Here is an 18,558-nt window from a genome sequence, read left to right as displayed (position 1 = left end):
GATGGAGATACCACGTCAATTCATGATTGGTTCCGTGGATCAATTGCCACAGACCGAAACACAACGCAATTCCGATTTGTCGCAAGAAGACTTTTTGAAAATCATGGCCGCAGCCATCAGTATGCCGTCCTTTTCAGGCGACAGCGGCGGAGGCGGAAAAGAGACAGATTACCTCACACAAATGGCGCAGTTCAGCATCATGGACCAGTTGAATGAAGTAGCGACTTCCTTAAATACCACCATGCTGATGACGCAACAGCAACAAGCCATCAACCTCATCGGAAAACAAGTATCCGTCGCGGGAGCGGAACAAGGAATCGTATCTGGAACAGTGGAAAAAGTCCGTTTCTCAAATGGGTATGCGACCATTCAATTGGACGGCGCAGATTATAGCTTAAATGACATCTTGGAAGTCGGTGAATCGCTGTGACCAACCGGATTGAAGGGGCACCTTCTTTTCACCCTGTGCCGCAGACGTCAAAAGCCGTGCATCAACCGAAAATTGACCGCCGATTCAGTACGTTTCTCGACGATGCCCTTCAAACAACCGAAGCGCCGGGAATCAAGGTGTCGCACCATGCTCAAAAGCGGATGGAACAGCGCGGCATTCATTTGGACGAAGCAGACATGTCCCAGTTGGAAGAAGCATTTTCCAAGCTGAACCAAAAAGGCGCCCGCAACTCGCTCATTATGTATGAGGACTTGTCGTTGATTGCCAGCGTGCAAAACCGGACCATCATCACCGCCTCAAAAACGAGCGAGATGAGTGAAGTCACGAATATCGACAGCGCAATTTTGATCAATAAATAACCAAACGGGCTGGACTGAAAAGAGGCCCCTTCCCATTGACTGACTGATATGGGACTAATCGAATGGAGGAAACAATTATGTTGAAATCTTTGTACTCAGGCGTTACCGGAATGAAAAGCCAACAGACGAAAATGGACGTCATTTCCAACAACATCGCCAACGTAAACACCACTGGATTCAAAACAAGCCGTGTGCGTTTTGAAGACATGATCAGCCAAATCAATGCATCTGCTCAAGGCGGTACCGCAAATGGCGGCGGAATCAACCCGCAGCAAGTAGGGATGGGGGTTCAAGTGGGTTCCACGGACACCATCATGACTGCCGGTTCACTGCAGACGACCGGACGGGACTTGGACTTCGGAATCCAAAACGGCGACAACTCCTTTTTCGTTGTCAGCAGTTCCGGTGACCAAGCAGACGTTCAATTCACTCGCGACGGCGGCTTTTATACTGACGGCGACAACCAGTTAGTGACAGCCAGTGGAATGCGGATCATGGGGTACGCAGCCAACCCGGCAATCGAATACGGTTCTTTTGAAGGTCTTCCTACCGGGTCCGTCACTCCATTAACAATTGAGCAGACAGTAAACGGAGCTGATTTACAAAGCTACAGCGTGGACAACACCGGACTGATTGTCGGTTCTTACAGCGATGGCAACTCCTACGTCATCGGACAAATCGCTTTGGCAAACTTTGCGAATCCGGACGGTTTGGAAAAAGCCGGCGGAAACATGTATGTCCAAACAGCCAACTCAGGCGAGTACCAATTGGGTACAGCTGGAGACGATGGATATGGCGTCATTCGTTCCGGATTCTTGGAAATGTCCAACGTGGATTTGGCCACTGAATTTACCGAAATGATTGTCACCAGCCGTGCGTACCAGGCGAATTCCCGTTCCATCACGACTTCAGACGAGATGCTGCAAGAATTGCTGAACTTGAAGAGATAATTTAGGAACGTGATATTACAAGGAAAGCAGGGAATCCATTGATTCAATTACATGATATCTCCGGGAAAGCATTTTACCTAAACGCTGATTTGATTTACCGGGTGGACAGTCAATACGACACCATTGTCACGCTGGTCGATCAGAAAAAAGTGGTGGTGAAAGAAAGTCCGGAAGACATCGCAAAAAAAGTGATTGCCTATAAACAAAAAATATACACCAACTTTGAGGTGAAACCATGAAGAAGAACTTTTTACCCTTATTCGGTATCCTGCTGGGCTTCGGGTTGGTCATTTGGTCTATATCCCAAAGTGGACCGCTCGCTGCCTTTGTCGATGTTCCGTCTATTATCATCACAGTATTCGGGTCATTTGCAGCTGTACTGATCAGCTACCCGTTGAAAGCATTGAAGAACGTACCGGCCTTGTTGAAACAGTTGGTCTTGTCTCCAAAACAAGATAGAATCGGTCTCATCTCCGCCATTTCTGACTTGAGCAAAAAAGTGCGGAGAAACGGCATCCTTTCCATTGAAGATGACATCAATGAGTTCGACAACGAAGTGCTGGTGCACGGGCTGCAGATGGTGGTGGATGGAAATGACGGCGAGAGCATCCGAGAGATATTGGAATTGGAACTGGAACAAATTGAAAACCGCCATTCCATCGGTCATAGCTTGTTCAGCAAATGGGGCGAATACGCACCGGCGTTCGGAATGATCGGGACCTTGATCGGCTTGATTGTGATGCTGGGTGAATTGGAAGATCCAAGCACCATCGGAACCGGAATGGCGACGGCCTTGTTGACGACTTTCTATGGAACCATGTTGGCCAATCTGGTTTTGTTGCCGATTGCCACCAACTTAAAAGCACAAACGGAAGAAGAGGTGACGACCAGTGAAATGATCATTGAAGGTGTGCTGGCGCTACAGGAAGGACAAAACCCGCGGATTATCCAACAGAAACTGACGAGCTTCCTTACAACCGAAGAACGGAAAGCGTTGGAAGAAGAGGAACAAGCAAGTGTGCTAGAGCTGGGAAGACAAGAGGGATGATCAATGGCTAGAAGAAGGAAAAGACAAAACAGCGAGGCTTCGGGCGGCGGAACGTGGATGACGACCTTTTCCGACTTGATGTCGTTACTCCTGACCTTTTTTATCTTGTTGTTTTCGATGTCCAGTGTCAGCGGTGAGAAATTCCAAGCAGCTTCCCAATCGATGCAAGTGGCGTTTTCCGGTGCAAACGGCAGTTCCATACTGGATGGGGGTGCGTTGGTTGGCGGAGATGGAACAGGGTCCGCTGATTCAGATGACTCCATTGTCCCGGCTGACGAAGGGGTTCCAGATGAAGTCAACGAGATGTACGAACAGACAATGGACTTTATAGAAGATCAAGAACTTGATTCTGAACTGGCTGTTTCCCGCAATGAAAAAGGCGTGTACTTGGAGATTCAAGAATCCATCTTATTCCAGTCAGGAGAAGCGGAAGTCACCAGTTCGGGGACAGGCACTCTGGACGTTGTAGCGGACTTGCTTGCTTCGACGAATACGTCGGTTGTGGTTGAAGGACATACTGACAATGTACCCATCAACACGCAACAATATCCGAGCAACTGGGAGTTGTCCACCAACCGGGCAGTATCGGTGGTCCGGTACTTGACAGAAGAAAAGGGCATCGATCCGGCTCGGCTGTCTGCTAAAGGACACGGAGAACACAATCCGATTGTTTCGAACAATTCATCGGAAAACCGCGCAAAAAATAGACGAGTGAATATTGTGCTTGTCTACGAAGAAGAGAAAGGAACTGCAGAATGAAAAAAGAAAACAGCAACGGAGTAAACAAAAACATTCTCTTGGCGGTCATTCTCATCCCTGTGTTGGTGGCGGTCGGTGTAGTGGCCGGTTACTATTTCACATCTGCCGATCAAGCAGGAGGAGAGTCTGTCTTCGCCAAAGAAGAGGAGAAAGAAGCCATCACCGTTCCATTGGAAGAATTTTTGGTAAATATGAAATCTTCCTCAGGGAGTATGAACTATGTCCGTATGGAAATCACTTTGTCCGGAACAAGCGAAGAGTTCGAAGAGACTGTCAATGCCAATTTGGCTAAAGTGAGAGATGCGGTCATTCACAACATGTACTTACGGACAAGCGATTCAATTTTTGAAGAAACAGAAGGCATGACGGCGTTGAAAAATACATTGAAAGACCGAATCAACGATACATTGGGCGATGATTTCGTGAACGAGGTTTATATCACCAATATCGTGATGCAGTAAAGAAAGGAAAGTGGAAATGGGATTTGCAGTAGACATAGGGTATTTGTTCAAAAGCGGCGCAGCACTCGTATTCATCATATTTCTGGCAAACGTGCTGTTGAAAAAACTTCATACGTTTTCCGGCAACAAAAAGGGAGCGATCGCCATTGTGGAACGAATCCCTGTCGGCAAATCCTCTTCCTTGGCCATTGCAGAAATTGCAGGCAGCTATTACTTGATGAGTTTGACAGAAACGGGCTCAGAAATATTGAAGGAATTTTCGGCAGAAGAAGCTCGGGAATTGCTTGCGGAATCCACTTCGGTGACTTCCAAGAAACCGAAGCAGAAACCAACAACGGCCCGTTTGCAATTGAGTGATTTCCGCAAAAACTATGCGGATATGTTTGAGAAATGAGTATGAACCACGAACAAAGAAGACAAAAGGAGGGACTCCGGAATGTGGGCTGAATTAATGGATGCATGGGCAAATTACAACGGAGATTCCTCCCAAGTCGTCAATTTATACATATTGTTTTTTATCATCGCGTTGGTGCCGACCATTTTGGTGCTGACGACGAGTTTTACCCGGACCGTCGTGGTCTTGTCGTTTACCCGGAACGCCCTCGGAACCCAGCAGTCGCCGCCGAACTTGGTGTTGACCGGCTTGGCGCTGTTTTTGACGTTGTTCATCATGCGCCCGGTTTATACCGAAGTCACAGAAGAAGCGGTGCTTCCGTTTTTGGAAGGGGAAATCTCGCGGGAAGAAGCGTTCGACCTGGCGGAGGACCCAATCAAGGAATTCATGTTGGATCAGACGAGAGGTTCGGACGTGGAATTGTTTGTGGAACTGTCGGGAGAAGAAGCGCCGGAGACGCCGGCTGATTTGCCGTTGACCACCGTGGTGCCAGCATTTGCCATCAGTGAGCTGCGCACCGCCTTCACGATCGGCTTTTTGATATTCGTGCCGTTCCTGATTATCGACATCGTGATCGCCAGTATCTTGATGTCGATGGGGATGTTCATGCTGTCGCCGGTGATGGTTTCCCTGCCGTTCAAGCTGCTGCTCTTTGTTTTGGTGGATGGATGGTATTTGATTGTGGAATCTCTGGTGAAAGGGTTCATGTAGAAGCGGGGCGGTCAGCTGTCACTTGTCCATAAAGACGGGTTTCATGGACAAGTGAAGGGAATCAGACAGGTAAAAATCCAACGAGAGGTGAATGATGACACTAGCAGAAGTATTGGATGTTCTCCAAGAAGCGTTTCTGGTGATGCTGAAGGTCGGCGGACCGATATTGATTATTGCATTGGTGGTGGGACTGCTCATCAGTATCCTGCAGGCCACCACCCAGATTCAAGAACAGACGCTCAGTTTTGTGCCGAAACTCCTGGCCATTTTAGGGGCACTGGTGCTGCTTGGAAACTTCATGATGAACACGTTGATTGAATTCACCGAGCACATCTTTCAATTGATTGCCGGAATGTAAAGGAAGAGAAGAATGGAAGCCATCGTCCAACAGTTTTTTATTGTCTTGATGCGTATCTCGCTGTTTGTTGTCCTTTGTCCGGGATTTTCATTCAAAGGTGTGCCGCAGTTCGTCAAAGTTGCCATCTCATTCGGCATCACAGCGGCAGTCTATACGACGATGCCGCCACTGGAATCCGTGCTTCCGACAGGATTGTTCATTTTACTCTTGTTGAAGGAAGCGCTGGTAGGAGCGGCCATCGGGTTTATCGCCCAATTGTTCTTTACCGGAATTGAGATGGCGGGGAACTTGGTGGATTTTCAAGTAGGATTTTCCATGGCTTCCGTTTATGATCCGATGATGGGAGTGCAGGCCTCCAACTACGGCCGGGTGTACTACTGGATTTCGATGTGCGTGTTTTTCTTTACGAACATGCACCACCAAGTCATCCGGACCCTCGTGCAGTCGTATGAGTTTGTCCCAGTCACGCAAACCAACTTCACCCACTTCGGGACGGAAGGGTTTATCCATCTGTTCGGCTATGTATTCGAAATTGCATTGAATTTGGCGTTTCCGTTGGTATTGGTGTCGTTGTTGTCGGAAGTGGTGTTGGCACTGCTGTCACGGACGGTGCCTCAAATCAATGTGTTGATTTTGGGGATGCCGCTTAAAATTACGGTGAGTTTGTTGTTTTTGTTCTTCTTTTTGCCGACGTTGATTCAAAACATCGGCGACGTGCTGCCGGAGATGATCCGGTACATCAACGAACTAATGCGGTCGTTGGTTTCGATATAGAAAAAATGGTTCGTTAATCAAGTTTTAATTTAATGAGTGATGTCTAGCGATTCAAGTCCTGACCCCACACGGAAAAAGATAAATCAGCCCATTGCGCAGCATGCTCATTCAGGGCGTGATTTCCTATTTTCCGCGGGGGTCAAAGCGGACTTGCCTCGCTTTTCTAAAAAAGGGGTGAGGTCATGTCTGACAAGGATGGAAAAACGGAGAAACCCAGTCCCAAGCGTTTAAGGGACGCGCGGAAAAAAGGGGAAGTCCCCAAAAGTCAGGACTTGTCTTCGGCCATTTCCTTTTCTGTTTTCACCCTGGGGCTGGTTGCGCTGATGAGTTACGTGTTCCAACATGGATTCGTCCTGTTCAAAACCTTCTTATCGAGCGGACTGTCCGTGACAAATTTGGAAGCAGACATGGCGGCGGTCGGCATGAAAGCGTTGGTGTTTTTCTTCGTCCTTGCCGGTCCTGCGCTGGCACTCGCTTTTTTCACCGGCATCATCGGCAATATGGTGCAAGTGGGCTTTTTGTTTACAGCGAAATCTCTAAAACCCTCGTTCGGCAAAATGAACCCTGTAAGCAACGCGAAGAACATGTTTGGAAAAAAAGCTTTTTTCGGCTTGTTAAAGAATTTGCTGAAACTCGGTATTGTTTTCGGTTTGACGTATTCTGTATTGAAAGAGTCCATGACACCGATTTTGAATTTGTCCAGTTTAGGAACCGAGCGCATTTTCTTTGTTTTAGCCGGTCTGGCACAGGAAATCGGGAAGCGAATCGCCTTGTTTCTTTTGGTGGTCGGGGTTGCCGACTACGCTTACCAGCGCTATGAACACCGGAAGAATTTGAGCATGACCAAGCAGGAAGTCAAAGAAGAATTCAAAGAATCAGAAGGCGATCCGCAGATGAAATCTCAACGGAAACAGCGCCACAAAGAGATGATCAGCGGGAACATGAAAGACGTGGAATCTGCAGCAGTGGTCATCACAAACCCGACCCACTTTGCTGTGGCGATCCGCTACGAAAGAGGCAAAGATGACGTGCCGACTGTGGTCGTGAAAGGTGCCGACCATATGGCGCAGCTCATCAAAGAGCGGGCCAGAGAGCATGACGTGCCAATCATCGAAAACAAGCCGGTTGCCCGCAGTTTGTATAAATCAGTGGAACCCGGTCAACCAGTTCCAGCTGCTATGTATCAGGCCATTGCTGAAATACTGGCCTTGATTTACCGCTTGGAAGAAAGCAAAAAACATAAGATTTAGATAACGAGTCAAAGAAAGAGGAGACAACAGCATGACGAATGCACTCAACCAACGTATGAATAAACTAAACGGCTACTTAAATATCCTTGTAGCATTCTTTGTGGTGGCCATCATCGGGATGATTGTCATCCCACTGCCGGCATTCCTGCTGGATATATTGCTGGTCATGAATATCGCCATCTCGGTGACGATTCTTGTACTGACGTTATTCACCCATTCGGTGCTGGAGTTCTCCTCTTTCCCAACCATGCTTTTGGTGACGACAATGATTCGTCTGGCGCTGAACATCTCTTCCACCCGTCTCATTTTGAGCGAGGGGTACGCCGGTGAAGTCATTGACACGTTCGCCACCTTCGTGACTGGAAACAACTACATCGTAGGGGCTGTCATCTTCTTGATTATCACCATCATTCAGATGGTCGTCATCACAAGCGGGTCCAGCCGGGTGTCGGAAGTTTCCGCACGGTTTACGCTGGATGCGATGCCGGGGAAACAGATGGCGATTGACGCCGACTTGAACGCCGGATTAATCACCGAAGACGTGGCGAAAAAACGCCGGAACGACCTGCAATTGGAAGCCAACTTCTATGGGGCAATGGACGGGGCGAGTAAGTTCGTCAAAGGAGACGCCATCGCCGGCATCATCATCACCATCATCAACTTGATCGGCGGCATCCTCATTCACTCGATGCAAGGAAACTACACGGTCATGGAAGCCATCGCGCACTTTGGCCAGTTGACCATTGGGGACGGGCTGGTCAGCCAGGTGCCGTCTCTGATGATTTCGGTGGCGTCCGGTATCCTGGTGACTCGGACCGCCAATGCGAAAGGATTCGGGGAAACGCTCGGCGGCGAATTGTTTGGCACCCCGCAAGTCCTGTTTATCGTGGCAGCCGTCATGGGTGTTTTCACTGTGGTTCCGGGTTTTCCAACCGTACCATTTTTGTTGATTGGGCTCATCATGGGCGTGGCCGCGTACTTATTGATGCAAAACGAAAAAGAAGCCGCAGAAGAAACAGCCAAGAAAGAAGCGCGGGCCGCCGCTGAGATGGTCAAAAAAGAACCGGTGGAAGAACCGGTCTCCGCTTTCCAAGTTGACCCGATTGCCATCGAAATTGGGTACGGGTTGATTCCGTTGGCAGATGAAAGCAAAGATTCGAACTTGACCAGCCATATCGCAACGGTCCGCAGACAATGTTCACAGGAGATGGGCATCGTGCTTTCGCCAATCCGTATCCGTGACAACCTGCAGCTGTCGCCAAATGCTTATTCCATCAAAATCAAAGGCAACGAAATCGCAAACGGCGAATTGTATGTCGATAAGTTTATGGTGGTGGAACCAGGCGGCGAGTTTGAAATTCAAGGTATCCCGGCAAAAGAGCCGGCATTCGGTTTGGATGCCCTTTGGATTGTCGACAGCGAACGTGAGAAAGCAGAACTGTACGGCTATACCGTCGTCGATCCGCTGACTGTTCTGGTGACCCACTTGAAAGAAATGATCCGCAAAAACGCATACGAATTGCTGGGAAGACAAGAAGTCAAACAGCTTCTGGAAGGCATCAAAGACCAATACAACGTGGTGATCGACGAACTGATTCCGGATGTTCTGTGTCTGGGAGAAGTGCAAAAAGTGCTGCAAAACTTGTTGCGGGAAGATGTGCCGATCAACGACTTGGTGACGATCTTGGAGACGCTGGCCGACTATGGAAACAGCACCAAAGACACCGAAACATTGACCGAATATGTCCGCCAGGCGTTGAAACGGACCGTGGTCAAACCGCATCTGGATGAAAACAACACCTTGACAGTGATGACGGTACACCCGGACACAGAGGAACACATCAGCCAGAGCATTCAAAAATCTTCTGCCGGTTCGATTCCAGTGTTGCAGCCGCAAGTGATCACCTCCATTTTTGACAGCATCAACCAGCAGCACAACCAATTGCTCGCACACGGCCTGCCGCATGTCTTATTGACTTCTCCAAAAATCCGGCCGGCGATGAAAAACCTGATTTCCTTCAATTTCCCTGACTTGGCGGTACTTTCTTTGAATGAAGTGCCCAACGAAGTCAGCTTGGAAACAGGCGGCATGATTGAAATTGGAAACCAGTAAGGCATTAAGGATAAAGGAAAGAAGGTGAGTTCGTGCTCAATGAATCTGAATCCAATCAAAAGGTTTTGAAGTACCTCCCTTTAGTGGAACGGGCGGCCAAGAAAGTGAAAGTAAAAAGCTCGGACTATGAAAAAGACGACTTGATCAGCATGGGCGTTCTCGGTTTGATGGATGCATTGGAAAAGTATGACGACTCCAAACAAATTCCGTTTGAACATTATGCCTACATCCGAATCAAAGGCGCCATCATCGATGAAGTGCGGAAGACTTCCCGGGTGCCGCGTTCCCGTTTGAATAAACTGAACAGCTATTACAAAGCGAAAGAAAAGTTGGAAAACGAATGGATGCGGACCCCGACAGAAGAAGAAATTTGTGCGGAGCTGGGAATCGATGAGAAACAGCTGAAAGGCATCCATGAAACGGTCCACATGTTGGCAAATGTTTCGTTGGATGAAATGTTGTTTGATGAAGAAGCAGGCACGTCCACCCGAATGGAGTACTTGGAAGACAAGGAGGCCGTCGGGGTGGAAGAGATGTTTTTGAAAAAAGAACAGCAGGCTCTTTTGATAGAGGGCATCAAGCAATTGACCGAAAGAGAACAGACCATTCTGCAGTTGTATTATGTGGAAGAACTGCCGCTCAAGGAAATTGCGTACATATACGACATATCGATTCCGCGGGTGTCGCAGATTCACGGAAAAATAGTACTGAAATTGAGGGAATTCCTTCAAAAAGAAAATCGGGAGGCCGTACGGTGATCAGAAGCATAGATGTACTCAGCAGAAACTTTAACGTATTGCAGGAAAAACAGAAAAACTTAAGTGCCAACGCAGCCAATGCCACCACTCCGGGATACAAATTCCAGGAGTTGATGCAGCGGACAATGGCGCCTTCCGATTTGTTTACGCATACGGACGGACCGGAAGTGGACCGCCGCCAGGAATTGGGCGGATTTGTTTTCGGAAATGAAATCGACGAAGCCGTCACGAATTTCCAAGACGGCGCACTCCAGCAGACCGGCTTGGCCACCGATTTGGCTGTCCAAGGCGACGGCTTCTTCGCGGTGCAGGGGCCGAACGGAGAGACATTGTACACACAAAACGGCCGTTTCACGGTGGACGGTGCCGGCCAGTTGGTCACCCAAGAAGGCTATCCGGTCATGACGACCCAGCCGGCGGGGCCATTTTCTGCAGCCACCACCGTTGATGAGTTTGGTTTTATTGACGGCACCGCTGCAAGAATCGTGGTGACGTCTTTCGGGGAAAACACCGACGGATTGACCGCGGTCGGGAACGGGTATTTCACCGGGGAAGGCGGGCAAGAAAATGCCGGTCTGGCCACCATCCAACAAGGCTATTTGGAAACATCAAACGTCGAAATGGTCGACGTGATGGTGGACATGATGCAGATTTCCAGGGAATTTGAAGCCAACCAAAAAGTATTGCATGCCTCAGATGAGACGCTGCAAAAAGCCACCAACGAAATCGGAAAAGTATAGGAGGGTGACCGATGAATGTATCGATGAATATCAGTAAAACAGGAATGACATCCCAACAACGCGCCCTCGATGCGATTTCCCATAACATCGCCAACGTGAACACCGACGGCTACAAAGCCAAAACAACCAGCTTCCGCGCCTTGATGAACAACGAAATCACGGAACAGGATGTATTGTTGAATGAGGACAACCAGCCGTCCGCCATCACGGCCGGTGTACGGAGTGACGTCACCGGCACCGATTTCCGTCAAGGGAGCCTGACAGGAAGCAGCCGGAACCTGCAGCTGGCGATTGCCGGAGAGGGATTCTTCGGAGTGGAAGACGCTTCGGGCCAATTCCAGTTGACGCGTGATGGCTCGTTTACACGCAACGGATTCGGACAGATTGTCAACGGAAACGGCGACCGTTTGATGATGCAGACAATCGTTCCGCCGACACAGTGGCCGGTTGGTCCGATTGCAGTCGCAGAGGACGGGACGGTCTCCATTCAAGGAGAAGAGGGAACAGTCCAAGTGGGGAACGTTCCGGTTTACCTGCCCGAAAACGACCAGCAGCTCGTGGCGGTCGGGGAAAACAAGTATATTCTGGCAGACGGGGAAGCACCCATCGCTCCTGGCGGCCGCATCCAGCAACAATTCATTGAAGCATCGAATGTGAATCTGGCAGATGAAATGACCAGTATGATGGTTGCGCAGCGGGCTTACTCCTTGAACGTGAAAGTCGCACAAAGTACGGATGAATTGATGACAATGATCAACCAATTTAATCGTTAGTGTTGAAAAAGCAGGTGAAAAAGATGATTGAACTACAAAATGTGTCCAAGTTGTACCGAGGCGGTGTGCACGCTTTGAAGAACATATCGCTTAAAATTGAAGACGGGGAATTCGTGTATTTGACCGGGATGAGCGGTTCAGGCAAAAGCACCCTCATGAAGTTGTTGTACCGGGAAGAAAAAGCCACAAGAGGGCATATTCGAGTCGGCAACCGCGTGATTACCAAGCTGAAAAACCGTGACATCCATGAACTGAGAAGAGAAGTAGGCGTTGTGTTCCAAGATTTTCAGCTCCTTCCTACGCGGACGGTTTTTGAAAATGTGGCTTACGCATTGGAAGTCATTGAAACAGAACCGGCGGAAATCCGCACACGTGTGATGGAGGCTTTGCGTGTAGTGGGGTTGGAAGAAAAAGCAGAGGCGTTTCCATCCGAATGTTCCGGTGGGGAACAGCAACGGGTGGCCATTGCACGTGCCATTGTGAATGCGCCTAAAGTGCTCCTGGCAGACGAGCCGACGGGAAACTTAGATCCGGCTGCTGCAATGGAAATCATGCGGCTGTTTTACCGCATCAATCAACGGGGAACAACAGTGGTCATGGCGACCCATAATCAGAAAATCATCCGGCAGATACCATTCCGCGTCATCGAATTGGTTAACGGAGAATTGAAACGCGACCGGACACAAAATCACATTTCCCTGTTGTACAGCGCAAAAATGGGCGAATACTTTGTCGTTTAAATGCAAAAGAAACCGAGACCGCTCGTAGGGAGTGCATCTCGGTTTCTTTTCGTTTATCCACGATCTGTTAAATCGCTGATCACGTTTCTGTTCATCAATCTGGACAGCCACAGATGAAGAAGCATGCCCAACATATTGACGACGGTGATGATCAAGAAAATATCGGGATTGTCCGGGAAGTTGTTTGCCGCAATGAGCATGCTGGCAGCGGTGTTCCTTTGCCCAGTACCAAGCGCCCCTACCTCTTGCAGGTGATCCTGGTCGTTTTTTCCGGCCAAGAAATACCCGAAAATGGTGACAACGATGACAAAGAGAACGCCGGCCAATATGGACCCATTTCCTGAAATTTGGATGAGTCTTTGAATATTGCCCACCAAAGTACCTACGATGACCACCCACAACGCAATGTTCCCAATTTTTTCCACCCAAGGCTGGATGGTATCGGAAAAGTTGGAAGCGACGGCATCTACAATCAACCCTAAAATAATCGGAAGGATCAATTGACGGGTCAAGTTAATGAAGAGTTCCCAGGCACTGACAGATACATCCGGTAGAATCAGGGGCAATACAATTGGAAAGTATACGCAGCTGACAAGAATCAGAACCATCATCAAACTGGCTCCCAACGCCACGGCATTGTCCGAAAATTTGGTCAGTTTGATCAAAAAAGGTGCGCCCGCACACATGCTGAAAATCATCAATCCGGCCGCCAATGAAGTTGGCGAGTGTCACACGAAGATGAAATGGCTACTTCTTTAAGTGATTGGTGATATCTTTGACGTTTTGTACCAGTCCGACGTTGAACATGGTGAACAAAACAAAAATCGGCAAAGCGAAGTTGCCGATTTGGGACAAGAAATTTAATAAATTGTCCACGTCTGTTGAAATCCTCCTCATAAGAAACTCTATTTGGTACTCACGAAAAGTATTTTATCAAATCATACAAAGGATTTGAATTTTGACGGGTCGGCAAATCAGCCGGTCAATACGGCACGAAAAGCTTCACGGAAGTGATCCCGGTCTTCCTGGGTCATGGCTTTGGGTCCTTTTGTCCGCTGTCCGCTTTTGCGGGCCATGGCGCTACGGTAACGTGACTCCAAAAGTCGGTCGATGTTTTCAAGTGTATACCGCTGTCCTTTGTGATGCAGAACGATGCACCCTTTGTTGAGCGCCAATGAGGCCAAGCCGTAATCTTGTGTCACGACGATGTCCCCTTTTTTCACCAGCTGCACAATCCGAAAATCAGCGGAATCCGCACCCGAGTCCACATATATTCGTTCCGCGTGAGGGGGGAGTTCTTCCAACGAATAATGGGAGAAGCTGGAGACGAACGTCACCGGGACTCCCGAATTTTCTGTTTCTTCCAACACAATCTCTTTCACCGGACTGGCATCTGCATCCACATAAACACGCAACAATCATCCCTACTTTCTTTTTTTCTTTACTATACATGGATTTCAGAAAAATCGCGATCCAAATCAGGAACGACAGGAGGTGAGAGTTGCGATTCGTGCATAATAATGAGAGAATAGCTATGGTAGAATTTTTTTGCGTTCAAACAAGGAACGTTTCAATGATGAAATGACAGCGCTGTCCTTGTGGTGTATACGGTTGAATAAATATGCCGTACGCAGGAAGAAGATACGCAACGAAGGAAGGATGGTTGAGATGAAGTTAGGAATGATACGATCGACTTATCCAAACGAAAAACGAGTGGCCCTGCTGCCGGAACACATCACGAATTTTGGAGAAAACTTAGTGGTGGAGCGGGGATTCGGAGAGATGATGGACATCCCTGATGAAGCTTACGCAGAAAAAGGGTGCCGTCTGGCGGACAGGGAAGAAATTTTCGCGGAATGCAATGCGATTTTCTCCCTGAAACTGATTCAACCGCATGACTATCCACACATCCGAGACGGCCAGATGATTGTGGGGTGGACCCACCCGGAAGAAAGCGGCAAAAAATTTATGGAGGCGCAGGGCTTCCCGAAAGAGTTGATCATTGTCGACTTGGACAACATCAAGCCCTCCATCCATTTGAACGGGAAGAAGGCACTCATTGACTCCATTCCAAGAAACTTTGTGGTGAAAAATAGTTTTGTCGCCGGATTTGCCTCTGCGGTCCACGCCATCACCAGCTACGGCCAGCTGCCGCATACCGATACGAAAATCGCCATTTTGGCAGCCGGAAATGTGTCCCAGGGGGCTTTTACAGCGGTCTCCAAGCTGGGCGGGCAGGACATCCGGTTATTTTACCGCAAAACGATGAACGAATTCAAAGAAACTCTCTCGGATTACGACATCATCATCAGCGGGATTGAGATGGATGACAAGAGCAAACACATATTGTCTGAGGACGAACAGCAGCAGTTGAAACCGGGCGCGTTGGTCATCGACGCGGCGGCGGATGCCGGATATGCGTTCGAAGGCGTCGACTATACCACGTACGAAAAACCATTGTACAAGAAACACGGAGTCTACTACTACTGCGTGAACAACTCGCCGTCTTATTTGTACCGTGAATCCAGCCGGGCGATTTCCGAATCGTTCAGCAAATGGGTGTACAGCCGGGACATGCAGGAATTCTACGATGCGGCCCAAACATTGACTTAATGAAAATTCCCAACCCTGCCGACTCCTTTCGGCTGGGTTGTCTGTATATAACAGTATTAGCGCGGGTATTAGTAAAGATAATAGAAAGCGCAGAGAAAACCTTGATTCACCTTGACTTTCACTTGAGCAAACAGTAACATATTAAGGGAGCAATCGTTTTCAGGAAACGGTACCCGAAATCGGTTTACATGTTTTGAGAAAAACGTGAGAAAAAGAGGCGGAAGAATATGCATGAGAAAAAGAAAATCACCATTAAAGATATAGCAAAAGCAGCGGAGGTCAGTGAAACAACAGTCTCCCGCTTTTTAAATGCCAAATATGAATACATGTCGGAAGAAACAAAAAAACGGATCGAAGAGGTGGTGGAGGAGTTAAATTACCGTCCAAGCAATATCGCCCGCTCATTGAAGTCCAAAAGAAGCTTCTTGATCGGGGCGGTCATCGCAGATATCGAAAACCCGTTTTCCAACATGATCATCAAAGGTTTGAGTGATCAAGCCGATAAAATGGGGTTTTCCATGATGATCGCCGTTTCGGACAACACACCGCGAAACGAACAGGAGCACATCCAGCGGTTTGTGGACAACGGGGTCGATGCGCTGGTGGTGAATACCGTCGGCAACAATGATGAATACTTGTTGAACCTCCACCGATCGGGTCTGCCGGTGATTTTGTTGGACCGTGCCATTGAAAAAGACGAGTTGGATCTGGTTACCTCCAACGGTTACGAGCTGGCATCGGAAGCGATGGATCATCTCCACAGCCAAGGGTATGCGTTTGTCGGATACTTCACTGAAGAGATGGCCAATAATTCCCAGCGCCAGAAACGTCACCAAGCGTTTGAAGATAAACTGGACGCATTGGGAATGGACGGAGAAACATATGTGGTGGACATCCATAATTTGAAGACTCTCCAAGGCCAACTGGAAGATTTTGAACAAAGAGAAGGTCCCAAAGCCCTCTTTGCAGCCAACGGATTGGTGCTGCTGGAAGTGTTGAAAGGGATGAAAGAATTGTCCATCGCAGATTACGACGAAATCGGCATCTGCGGATTCGATGATTTGGCATGGGCCTCCTTGATAAGAGACGGAATCACCACAATCCGGCAAGACTCTTACAGCATCGGGCAGGAAGCCTGCCGCTTGACCGTGAAACGTGTCCTGGAAGAAAAAGGCAGAACTTCCAGAAATTACGTCGAGCTGCCCGGCGAGTTGATTGTCCGCGGATCGACGATGCGGAAAAACAACCAGCTGTAAACCAATCGCCAAACCAAAAACCTTGCAGAGAAGACACACAGTCTTTTCCGCAAGGTTTTTTAATGAAGATTACTCATATACTCTTTTGGCGCTTCCCCGGTCACGTAATTCGTTGTCGGGAATCCGGCGTACGGTTGGGTTGAAGGGGAAACTGGAAGTGTCCTGTTCGACCGTTTCGCGGATCAGTGTGTAATTTCCATGGGCGATGGCATCCATCACTCTTTGTTCCAGTTCATATCGGAATTTGATTCTCTCGTCATTTAAGTCTTTACTCGTTCCGTGAGGATACAAGGGAGTCCGATCGCGTTTCATAGCAACCTTCCTTTTTGGATTGCTTAATAAAATAATAGCATGAATCGAGTATTAAGTGTTTTTTTTTTGCAAAAATCGCACATATTCTCGCAAAAAAGTGGATGTCGTTCTGATTGACTGTCTGTACAATAAAAGTAAGGAAGAAAGGCAGTATAGTCACAAAAAAGAAAGCGCTTATTGAAAGAGTTGTTCGACAGCGTAAAGCAAAGGATAAATCAGATGGCGAATGAATTATTGTACCCAAAAGCCACATTGACCAGACAGGTGTCACTGCTGGACGGCATGTGGAAATTTTAATTTGATCCAGAAGAAAAAGGCGTGTTGGAAGGATGGAACCGAGGACTTCCGGAACCGCTCACAGTTCCTGTTCCGTCCAGTTTCAATGATTTGTTTACCGACAAAGACAGCCGGGAATATGCGGGGGACTTTTGGTATGAAACCGACTTTTTTGTGCCGGGAGAATGGACCGACAAAGACTTGGACTTGCGGTTCGGTGTCGCGACCCATGAAGCGACGTTTATGTGAACGGAAAGGAAGTCGCGTTTCACCGCGGCGGGTTCTTGCCGTTCAATGCACCCATCAATGATGTCTTACTGCCCAATCAAACCAACAAAGTGGTGGTCCGCTTGAACAATGAGTTGAGCGCGACCACTCTGTCGGTCGGGAAAACGGTGACGAAGAAAAATGGACGGAAGATGGTGAAGCCGTTCTTCGACTTCTTCAATTATGCCGTTTGCAGCGGTCGGTTTGGCTGGTGGCGACACCAACAGAAAGTATCGTGGACTTCACGGTCAATCACCGCATTGCAGGCAAAGACGCGCAAGTTGCATACGATGTGCAGACAATCGGCAGCTGTGAGGTACATGTGGAAGTGTTTGACGAAGAAGGAACACGGGTTGCCGCCGTGGAAGGCAAAAAAGGCGCCCTCGCCATAGAGAATGTTCATCTGTGGAAACCGTTGGATGCTTACCTGTACACGTTCCGATTCAGCAGTCGAAACGGCGAACAGGGCGAACAGTTGATCGATGAGTACGAAGAAGACATCGGCGTGCGCACAGTTCATGTCGATGGAAACAAACTCTATATCAACAATGAAGAAGTGTACTGGACAGGTTACGGCGAACAAATGGATTTGGAAATCAAAGAAGAACACTCTGCTGACTAAAGTAAACCAGAAAGCTCTGCAGACCGAGGAAATCTGTAGAGCTTTTTGATTTGAAAGCGCTGTATAATTATTCTTGTTTTTATCTTAAAATCCTAATGAAGGATTACAGGAAGTGGCAATACAAGCAGGCAACACCGAATAAAAGGAACAATTTTGTTTATTCGAAAAGTGGGAGCAAGAGGTGAGAAAAACTGGCGATAACAAGGGAATGAAAAGGTTTTTTTATGTGGAGGAGAGGCTGGGATTTAATTCAACGGCTGCTGTTTCTGTCCTCGTTCGTTAGTGTAAAATAGTTCTCGGTAAGTCATCTATTGTTTATTGGACAAAAAGAAACGAGACCTTTATTCTAAAAGTTACCACACAAATAGAAAGAGGTCTCGTTATGAACAATATAATAGCACAAATCATTGCATTGTGGAAGGAAGAAGATACCCTACTTGATATAGAAAGCCATTTAAACCTATGGTTTCAAGGATGGAATGAATGGATAATGAAATACGCAATAGAACGAATGGACAAGGAACTGTATTACCACTATAAGCAAGAGGGCTGGAAAATAGATAGAATAGAACA

26 protein-coding genes and 1 pseudogene are annotated in these 18,558 nt (G+C 48.1%); 22 read left to right on the top strand and 5 right to left on the bottom strand.

Annotation, left to right across the window (positions count from 1 at the left end; genetic code table 11):
• The first annotated feature begins 1 nt into the window (after position 1).
• The 17 genes from G470_RS0104890 (at position 2) to ftsE (ending at position 12,639) form a co-directional block, all read left to right on the top strand.
• Positions 2-430, top strand: a complete 429-nt coding sequence (locus G470_RS0104890) for an FLgD tudor-like domain-containing protein (protein ID WP_051258433.1) — start codon at positions 2-4, stop codon at positions 428-430.
• A complete protein-coding gene (locus tag G470_RS0104885; protein WP_028273856.1) occupies positions 427-810 on the top strand; it encodes a hypothetical protein in 384 nt (127 codons plus the stop codon). Before G470_RS0104890 ends, G470_RS0104885 begins: the two co-directional genes overlap by 4 nt.
• 77 nt (positions 811-887) lie before the next feature.
• On the top strand, positions 888-1,760 hold the full coding sequence (locus tag G470_RS0104880) for a flagellar hook-basal body complex protein (protein WP_028273855.1): 873 nt from the start codon (positions 888-890) through the stop codon (positions 1,758-1,760).
• Between the two features lie 38 nt (positions 1,761-1,798).
• Positions 1,799-1,999 (top strand): flagellar FlbD family protein, encoded by a 201-nt coding sequence (locus G470_RS0104875; RefSeq protein ID WP_028273854.1) that lies wholly within the window; start codon positions 1,799-1,801, stop codon positions 1,997-1,999.
• Complete coding sequence (locus G470_RS0104870; RefSeq protein ID WP_028273853.1) at positions 1,996-2,808, top strand: motility protein A; 813 nt, start codon at positions 1,996-1,998, stop codon at positions 2,806-2,808. Before G470_RS0104875 ends, G470_RS0104870 begins: the two co-directional genes overlap by 4 nt.
• A gap of 3 nt (positions 2,809-2,811) precedes the next feature.
• Positions 2,812-3,567: an OmpA family protein gene (locus G470_RS0104865; RefSeq protein ID WP_028273852.1), complete on the top strand. Its 756-nt coding sequence runs from the start codon at positions 2,812-2,814 to the stop codon at positions 3,565-3,567.
• Entirely contained in the window at positions 3,564-4,028 is a 465-nt protein-coding gene (locus tag G470_RS0104860; RefSeq protein ID WP_028273851.1) for a flagellar basal body-associated FliL family protein, read from the top strand. The genes G470_RS0104865 and G470_RS0104860 overlap by 4 nt, the downstream gene beginning before the upstream one ends.
• Before the next feature lie 16 nt (positions 4,029-4,044).
• A complete protein-coding gene (locus tag G470_RS12750) occupies positions 4,045-4,422 on the top strand; it encodes a flagellar biosynthetic protein FliO (RefSeq protein WP_051258432.1) in 378 nt (125 codons plus the stop codon).
• Positions 4,423-4,464: 42 nt separating this feature from the next.
• The gene (gene fliP, locus G470_RS12745; protein ID WP_051258431.1) at positions 4,465-5,133 is read left to right on the top strand and encodes a flagellar type III secretion system pore protein FliP; all 669 of its coding nucleotides are present in this window, start codon (positions 4,465-4,467) and stop codon (positions 5,131-5,133) included.
• Positions 5,134-5,227: 94 nt separating this feature from the next.
• A complete protein-coding gene (gene fliQ / locus G470_RS0104845) occupies positions 5,228-5,491 on the top strand; it encodes a flagellar biosynthesis protein FliQ (RefSeq protein ID WP_028273850.1) in 264 nt (87 codons plus the stop codon).
• Between the two features lie 12 nt (positions 5,492-5,503).
• The gene (fliR, locus tag G470_RS0104840; RefSeq protein ID WP_028273849.1) at positions 5,504-6,265 is read left to right on the top strand and encodes a flagellar biosynthetic protein FliR; all 762 of its coding nucleotides are present in this window, start codon (positions 5,504-5,506) and stop codon (positions 6,263-6,265) included.
• A 182-nt stretch (positions 6,266-6,447) separates the two neighbouring features.
• Positions 6,448-7,515, top strand: a complete 1,068-nt coding sequence (gene flhB, locus G470_RS0104835) for a flagellar biosynthesis protein FlhB (protein ID WP_028273848.1) — start codon at positions 6,448-6,450, stop codon at positions 7,513-7,515.
• A gap of 31 nt (positions 7,516-7,546) precedes the next feature.
• Positions 7,547-9,628 (top strand): flagellar biosynthesis protein FlhA, encoded by a 2,082-nt coding sequence (gene flhA, locus G470_RS0104830; protein WP_051258430.1) that lies wholly within the window; start codon positions 7,547-7,549, stop codon positions 9,626-9,628.
• A 32-nt stretch (positions 9,629-9,660) separates the two neighbouring features.
• The gene (locus tag G470_RS0104825; protein WP_028273846.1) at positions 9,661-10,386 is read left to right on the top strand and encodes a sigma-70 family RNA polymerase sigma factor; all 726 of its coding nucleotides are present in this window, start codon (positions 9,661-9,663) and stop codon (positions 10,384-10,386) included.
• The gene (locus tag G470_RS0104820; RefSeq protein ID WP_028273845.1) at positions 10,383-11,126 is read left to right on the top strand and encodes a flagellar hook-basal body protein; all 744 of its coding nucleotides are present in this window, start codon (positions 10,383-10,385) and stop codon (positions 11,124-11,126) included. Before G470_RS0104825 ends, G470_RS0104820 begins: the two co-directional genes overlap by 4 nt.
• 11 nt (positions 11,127-11,137) lie before the next feature.
• Positions 11,138-11,899 (top strand): flagellar hook-basal body protein, encoded by a 762-nt coding sequence (locus G470_RS0104815; protein ID WP_028273844.1) that lies wholly within the window; start codon positions 11,138-11,140, stop codon positions 11,897-11,899.
• A gap of 23 nt (positions 11,900-11,922) precedes the next feature.
• Positions 11,923-12,639: a cell division ATP-binding protein FtsE gene (gene ftsE, locus G470_RS0104810; protein ID WP_028273843.1), complete on the top strand. Its 717-nt coding sequence runs from the start codon at positions 11,923-11,925 to the stop codon at positions 12,637-12,639.
• A gap of 53 nt (positions 12,640-12,692) precedes the next feature.
• Here ftsE and G470_RS0104805 read toward each other — a convergent pair whose 3' ends face one another.
• The 3 genes from G470_RS0104805 to G470_RS0104795 form a co-directional block, all read right to left on the bottom strand.
• Positions 12,693-13,352 carry a hypothetical protein gene (locus G470_RS0104805; protein ID WP_276202779.1) on the bottom strand — a complete coding sequence of 220 codons (660 nt, stop codon included), beginning with the start codon at positions 13,350-13,352 and terminating at the stop codon, positions 12,693-12,695.
• 34 nt (positions 13,353-13,386) lie between these two features.
• Positions 13,387-13,515 (bottom strand): hypothetical protein, encoded by a 129-nt coding sequence (locus tag G470_RS14995; protein WP_276202778.1) that lies wholly within the window; start codon positions 13,513-13,515, stop codon positions 13,387-13,389.
• Positions 13,516-13,613: 98 nt separating this feature from the next.
• On the bottom strand, positions 13,614-14,054 hold the full coding sequence (locus tag G470_RS0104795; RefSeq protein WP_028273841.1) for a YaiI/YqxD family protein: 441 nt from the start codon (positions 14,052-14,054) through the stop codon (positions 13,614-13,616).
• Positions 14,055-14,307: 253 nt separating this feature from the next.
• Here G470_RS0104795 and G470_RS0104790 point away from each other — a divergent pair, with 253 nt between their 5' ends.
• Together G470_RS0104790 and G470_RS0104785 are read left to right on the top strand one after the other, a co-directional pair.
• Positions 14,308-15,252 (top strand): Rossmann-fold NAD(P)-binding domain-containing protein, encoded by a 945-nt coding sequence (locus tag G470_RS0104790; protein ID WP_028273840.1) that lies wholly within the window; start codon positions 14,308-14,310, stop codon positions 15,250-15,252.
• 227 nt (positions 15,253-15,479) lie between these two features.
• On the top strand, positions 15,480-16,508 hold the full coding sequence (locus tag G470_RS0104785; protein WP_028273839.1) for a LacI family DNA-binding transcriptional regulator: 1,029 nt from the start codon (positions 15,480-15,482) through the stop codon (positions 16,506-16,508).
• Positions 16,509-16,577: 69 nt separating this feature from the next.
• Here the strand turns inward: G470_RS0104785 and G470_RS0104780 are convergent, their stop codons facing one another.
• Complete coding sequence (locus tag G470_RS0104780) at positions 16,578-16,820, bottom strand: hypothetical protein (protein ID WP_028273838.1); 243 nt, start codon at positions 16,818-16,820, stop codon at positions 16,578-16,580.
• Between the two features lie 318 nt (positions 16,821-17,138).
• Between G470_RS0104780 and G470_RS13810 the strand changes: the two genes are divergently transcribed.
• Complete coding sequence (locus tag G470_RS13810) at positions 17,139-17,345, top strand: hypothetical protein (protein ID WP_028273837.1); 207 nt, start codon at positions 17,139-17,141, stop codon at positions 17,343-17,345.
• Between the two features lie 76 nt (positions 17,346-17,421).
• Here the strand turns inward: G470_RS13810 and G470_RS14990 are convergent, their stop codons facing one another.
• Entirely contained in the window at positions 17,422-17,544 is a 123-nt protein-coding gene (locus G470_RS14990; RefSeq protein ID WP_276202777.1) for a hypothetical protein, read from the bottom strand.
• 30 nt (positions 17,545-17,574) lie between these two features.
• On the opposite strand from G470_RS14990, the gene G470_RS13805 reads away from it, so the two are divergent.
• Both G470_RS13805 and G470_RS14680 read left to right on the top strand, forming a co-directional pair.
• Positions 17,575-17,985: a hypothetical protein gene (locus tag G470_RS13805; RefSeq protein ID WP_169720323.1), complete on the top strand. Its 411-nt coding sequence runs from the start codon at positions 17,575-17,577 to the stop codon at positions 17,983-17,985.
• A 382-nt stretch (positions 17,986-18,367) separates the two neighbouring features.
• Positions 18,368-18,558, top strand: a pseudogene (locus G470_RS14680) (ISLre2-like element ISAot1 family transposase); the annotation flags it as partial.

It is taken from the genome of Atopococcus tabaci DSM 17538 (assembly GCF_000429585.1).
In the GTDB taxonomy this organism is placed as follows: domain Bacteria; phylum Bacillota; class Bacilli; order Lactobacillales; family Carnobacteriaceae_A; genus Atopococcus; species Atopococcus tabaci.
This window is presented reverse-complemented; position numbering and strand designations above follow the sequence as displayed.

Coding starts and splice junctions, on each gene's coding strand:
- flhA (WP_051258430.1), top strand. CDS start 7,547: ATGACGAATGCACTCAACCAACGTATGAATAAACTAAACGGCTACTTA.
- G470_RS0104785 (WP_028273839.1), top strand. CDS start 15,480: ATGCATGAGAAAAAGAAAATCACCATTAAAGATATAGCAAAAGCAGCG.
- fliP (WP_051258431.1), top strand. CDS start 4,465: ATGTGGGCTGAATTAATGGATGCATGGGCAAATTACAACGGAGATTCC.
- G470_RS0104880 (WP_028273855.1), top strand. CDS start 888: ATGTTGAAATCTTTGTACTCAGGCGTTACCGGAATGAAAAGCCAACAG.
- G470_RS0104790 (WP_028273840.1), top strand. CDS start 14,308: ATGAAGTTAGGAATGATACGATCGACTTATCCAAACGAAAAACGAGTG.
- fliR (WP_028273849.1), top strand. CDS start 5,504: ATGGAAGCCATCGTCCAACAGTTTTTTATTGTCTTGATGCGTATCTCG.
- G470_RS0104870 (WP_028273853.1), top strand. CDS start 1,996: ATGAAGAAGAACTTTTTACCCTTATTCGGTATCCTGCTGGGCTTCGGG.
- fliQ (WP_028273850.1), top strand. CDS start 5,228: ATGACACTAGCAGAAGTATTGGATGTTCTCCAAGAAGCGTTTCTGGTG.
- G470_RS0104780 (WP_028273838.1), bottom strand. CDS start 16,820: ATGAAACGCGATCGGACTCCCTTGTATCCTCACGGAACGAGTAAAGAC.
- flhB (WP_028273848.1), top strand. CDS start 6,448: ATGTCTGACAAGGATGGAAAAACGGAGAAACCCAGTCCCAAGCGTTTA.
- ftsE (WP_028273843.1), top strand. CDS start 11,923: ATGATTGAACTACAAAATGTGTCCAAGTTGTACCGAGGCGGTGTGCAC.
- G470_RS0104860 (WP_028273851.1), top strand. CDS start 3,564: ATGAAAAAAGAAAACAGCAACGGAGTAAACAAAAACATTCTCTTGGCG.
- G470_RS0104890 (WP_051258433.1), top strand. CDS start 2: ATGGAGATACCACGTCAATTCATGATTGGTTCCGTGGATCAATTGCCA.
- G470_RS0104865 (WP_028273852.1), top strand. CDS start 2,812: ATGGCTAGAAGAAGGAAAAGACAAAACAGCGAGGCTTCGGGCGGCGGA.
- G470_RS12750 (WP_051258432.1), top strand. CDS start 4,045: ATGGGATTTGCAGTAGACATAGGGTATTTGTTCAAAAGCGGCGCAGCA.
- G470_RS0104815 (WP_028273844.1), top strand. CDS start 11,138: ATGAATGTATCGATGAATATCAGTAAAACAGGAATGACATCCCAACAA.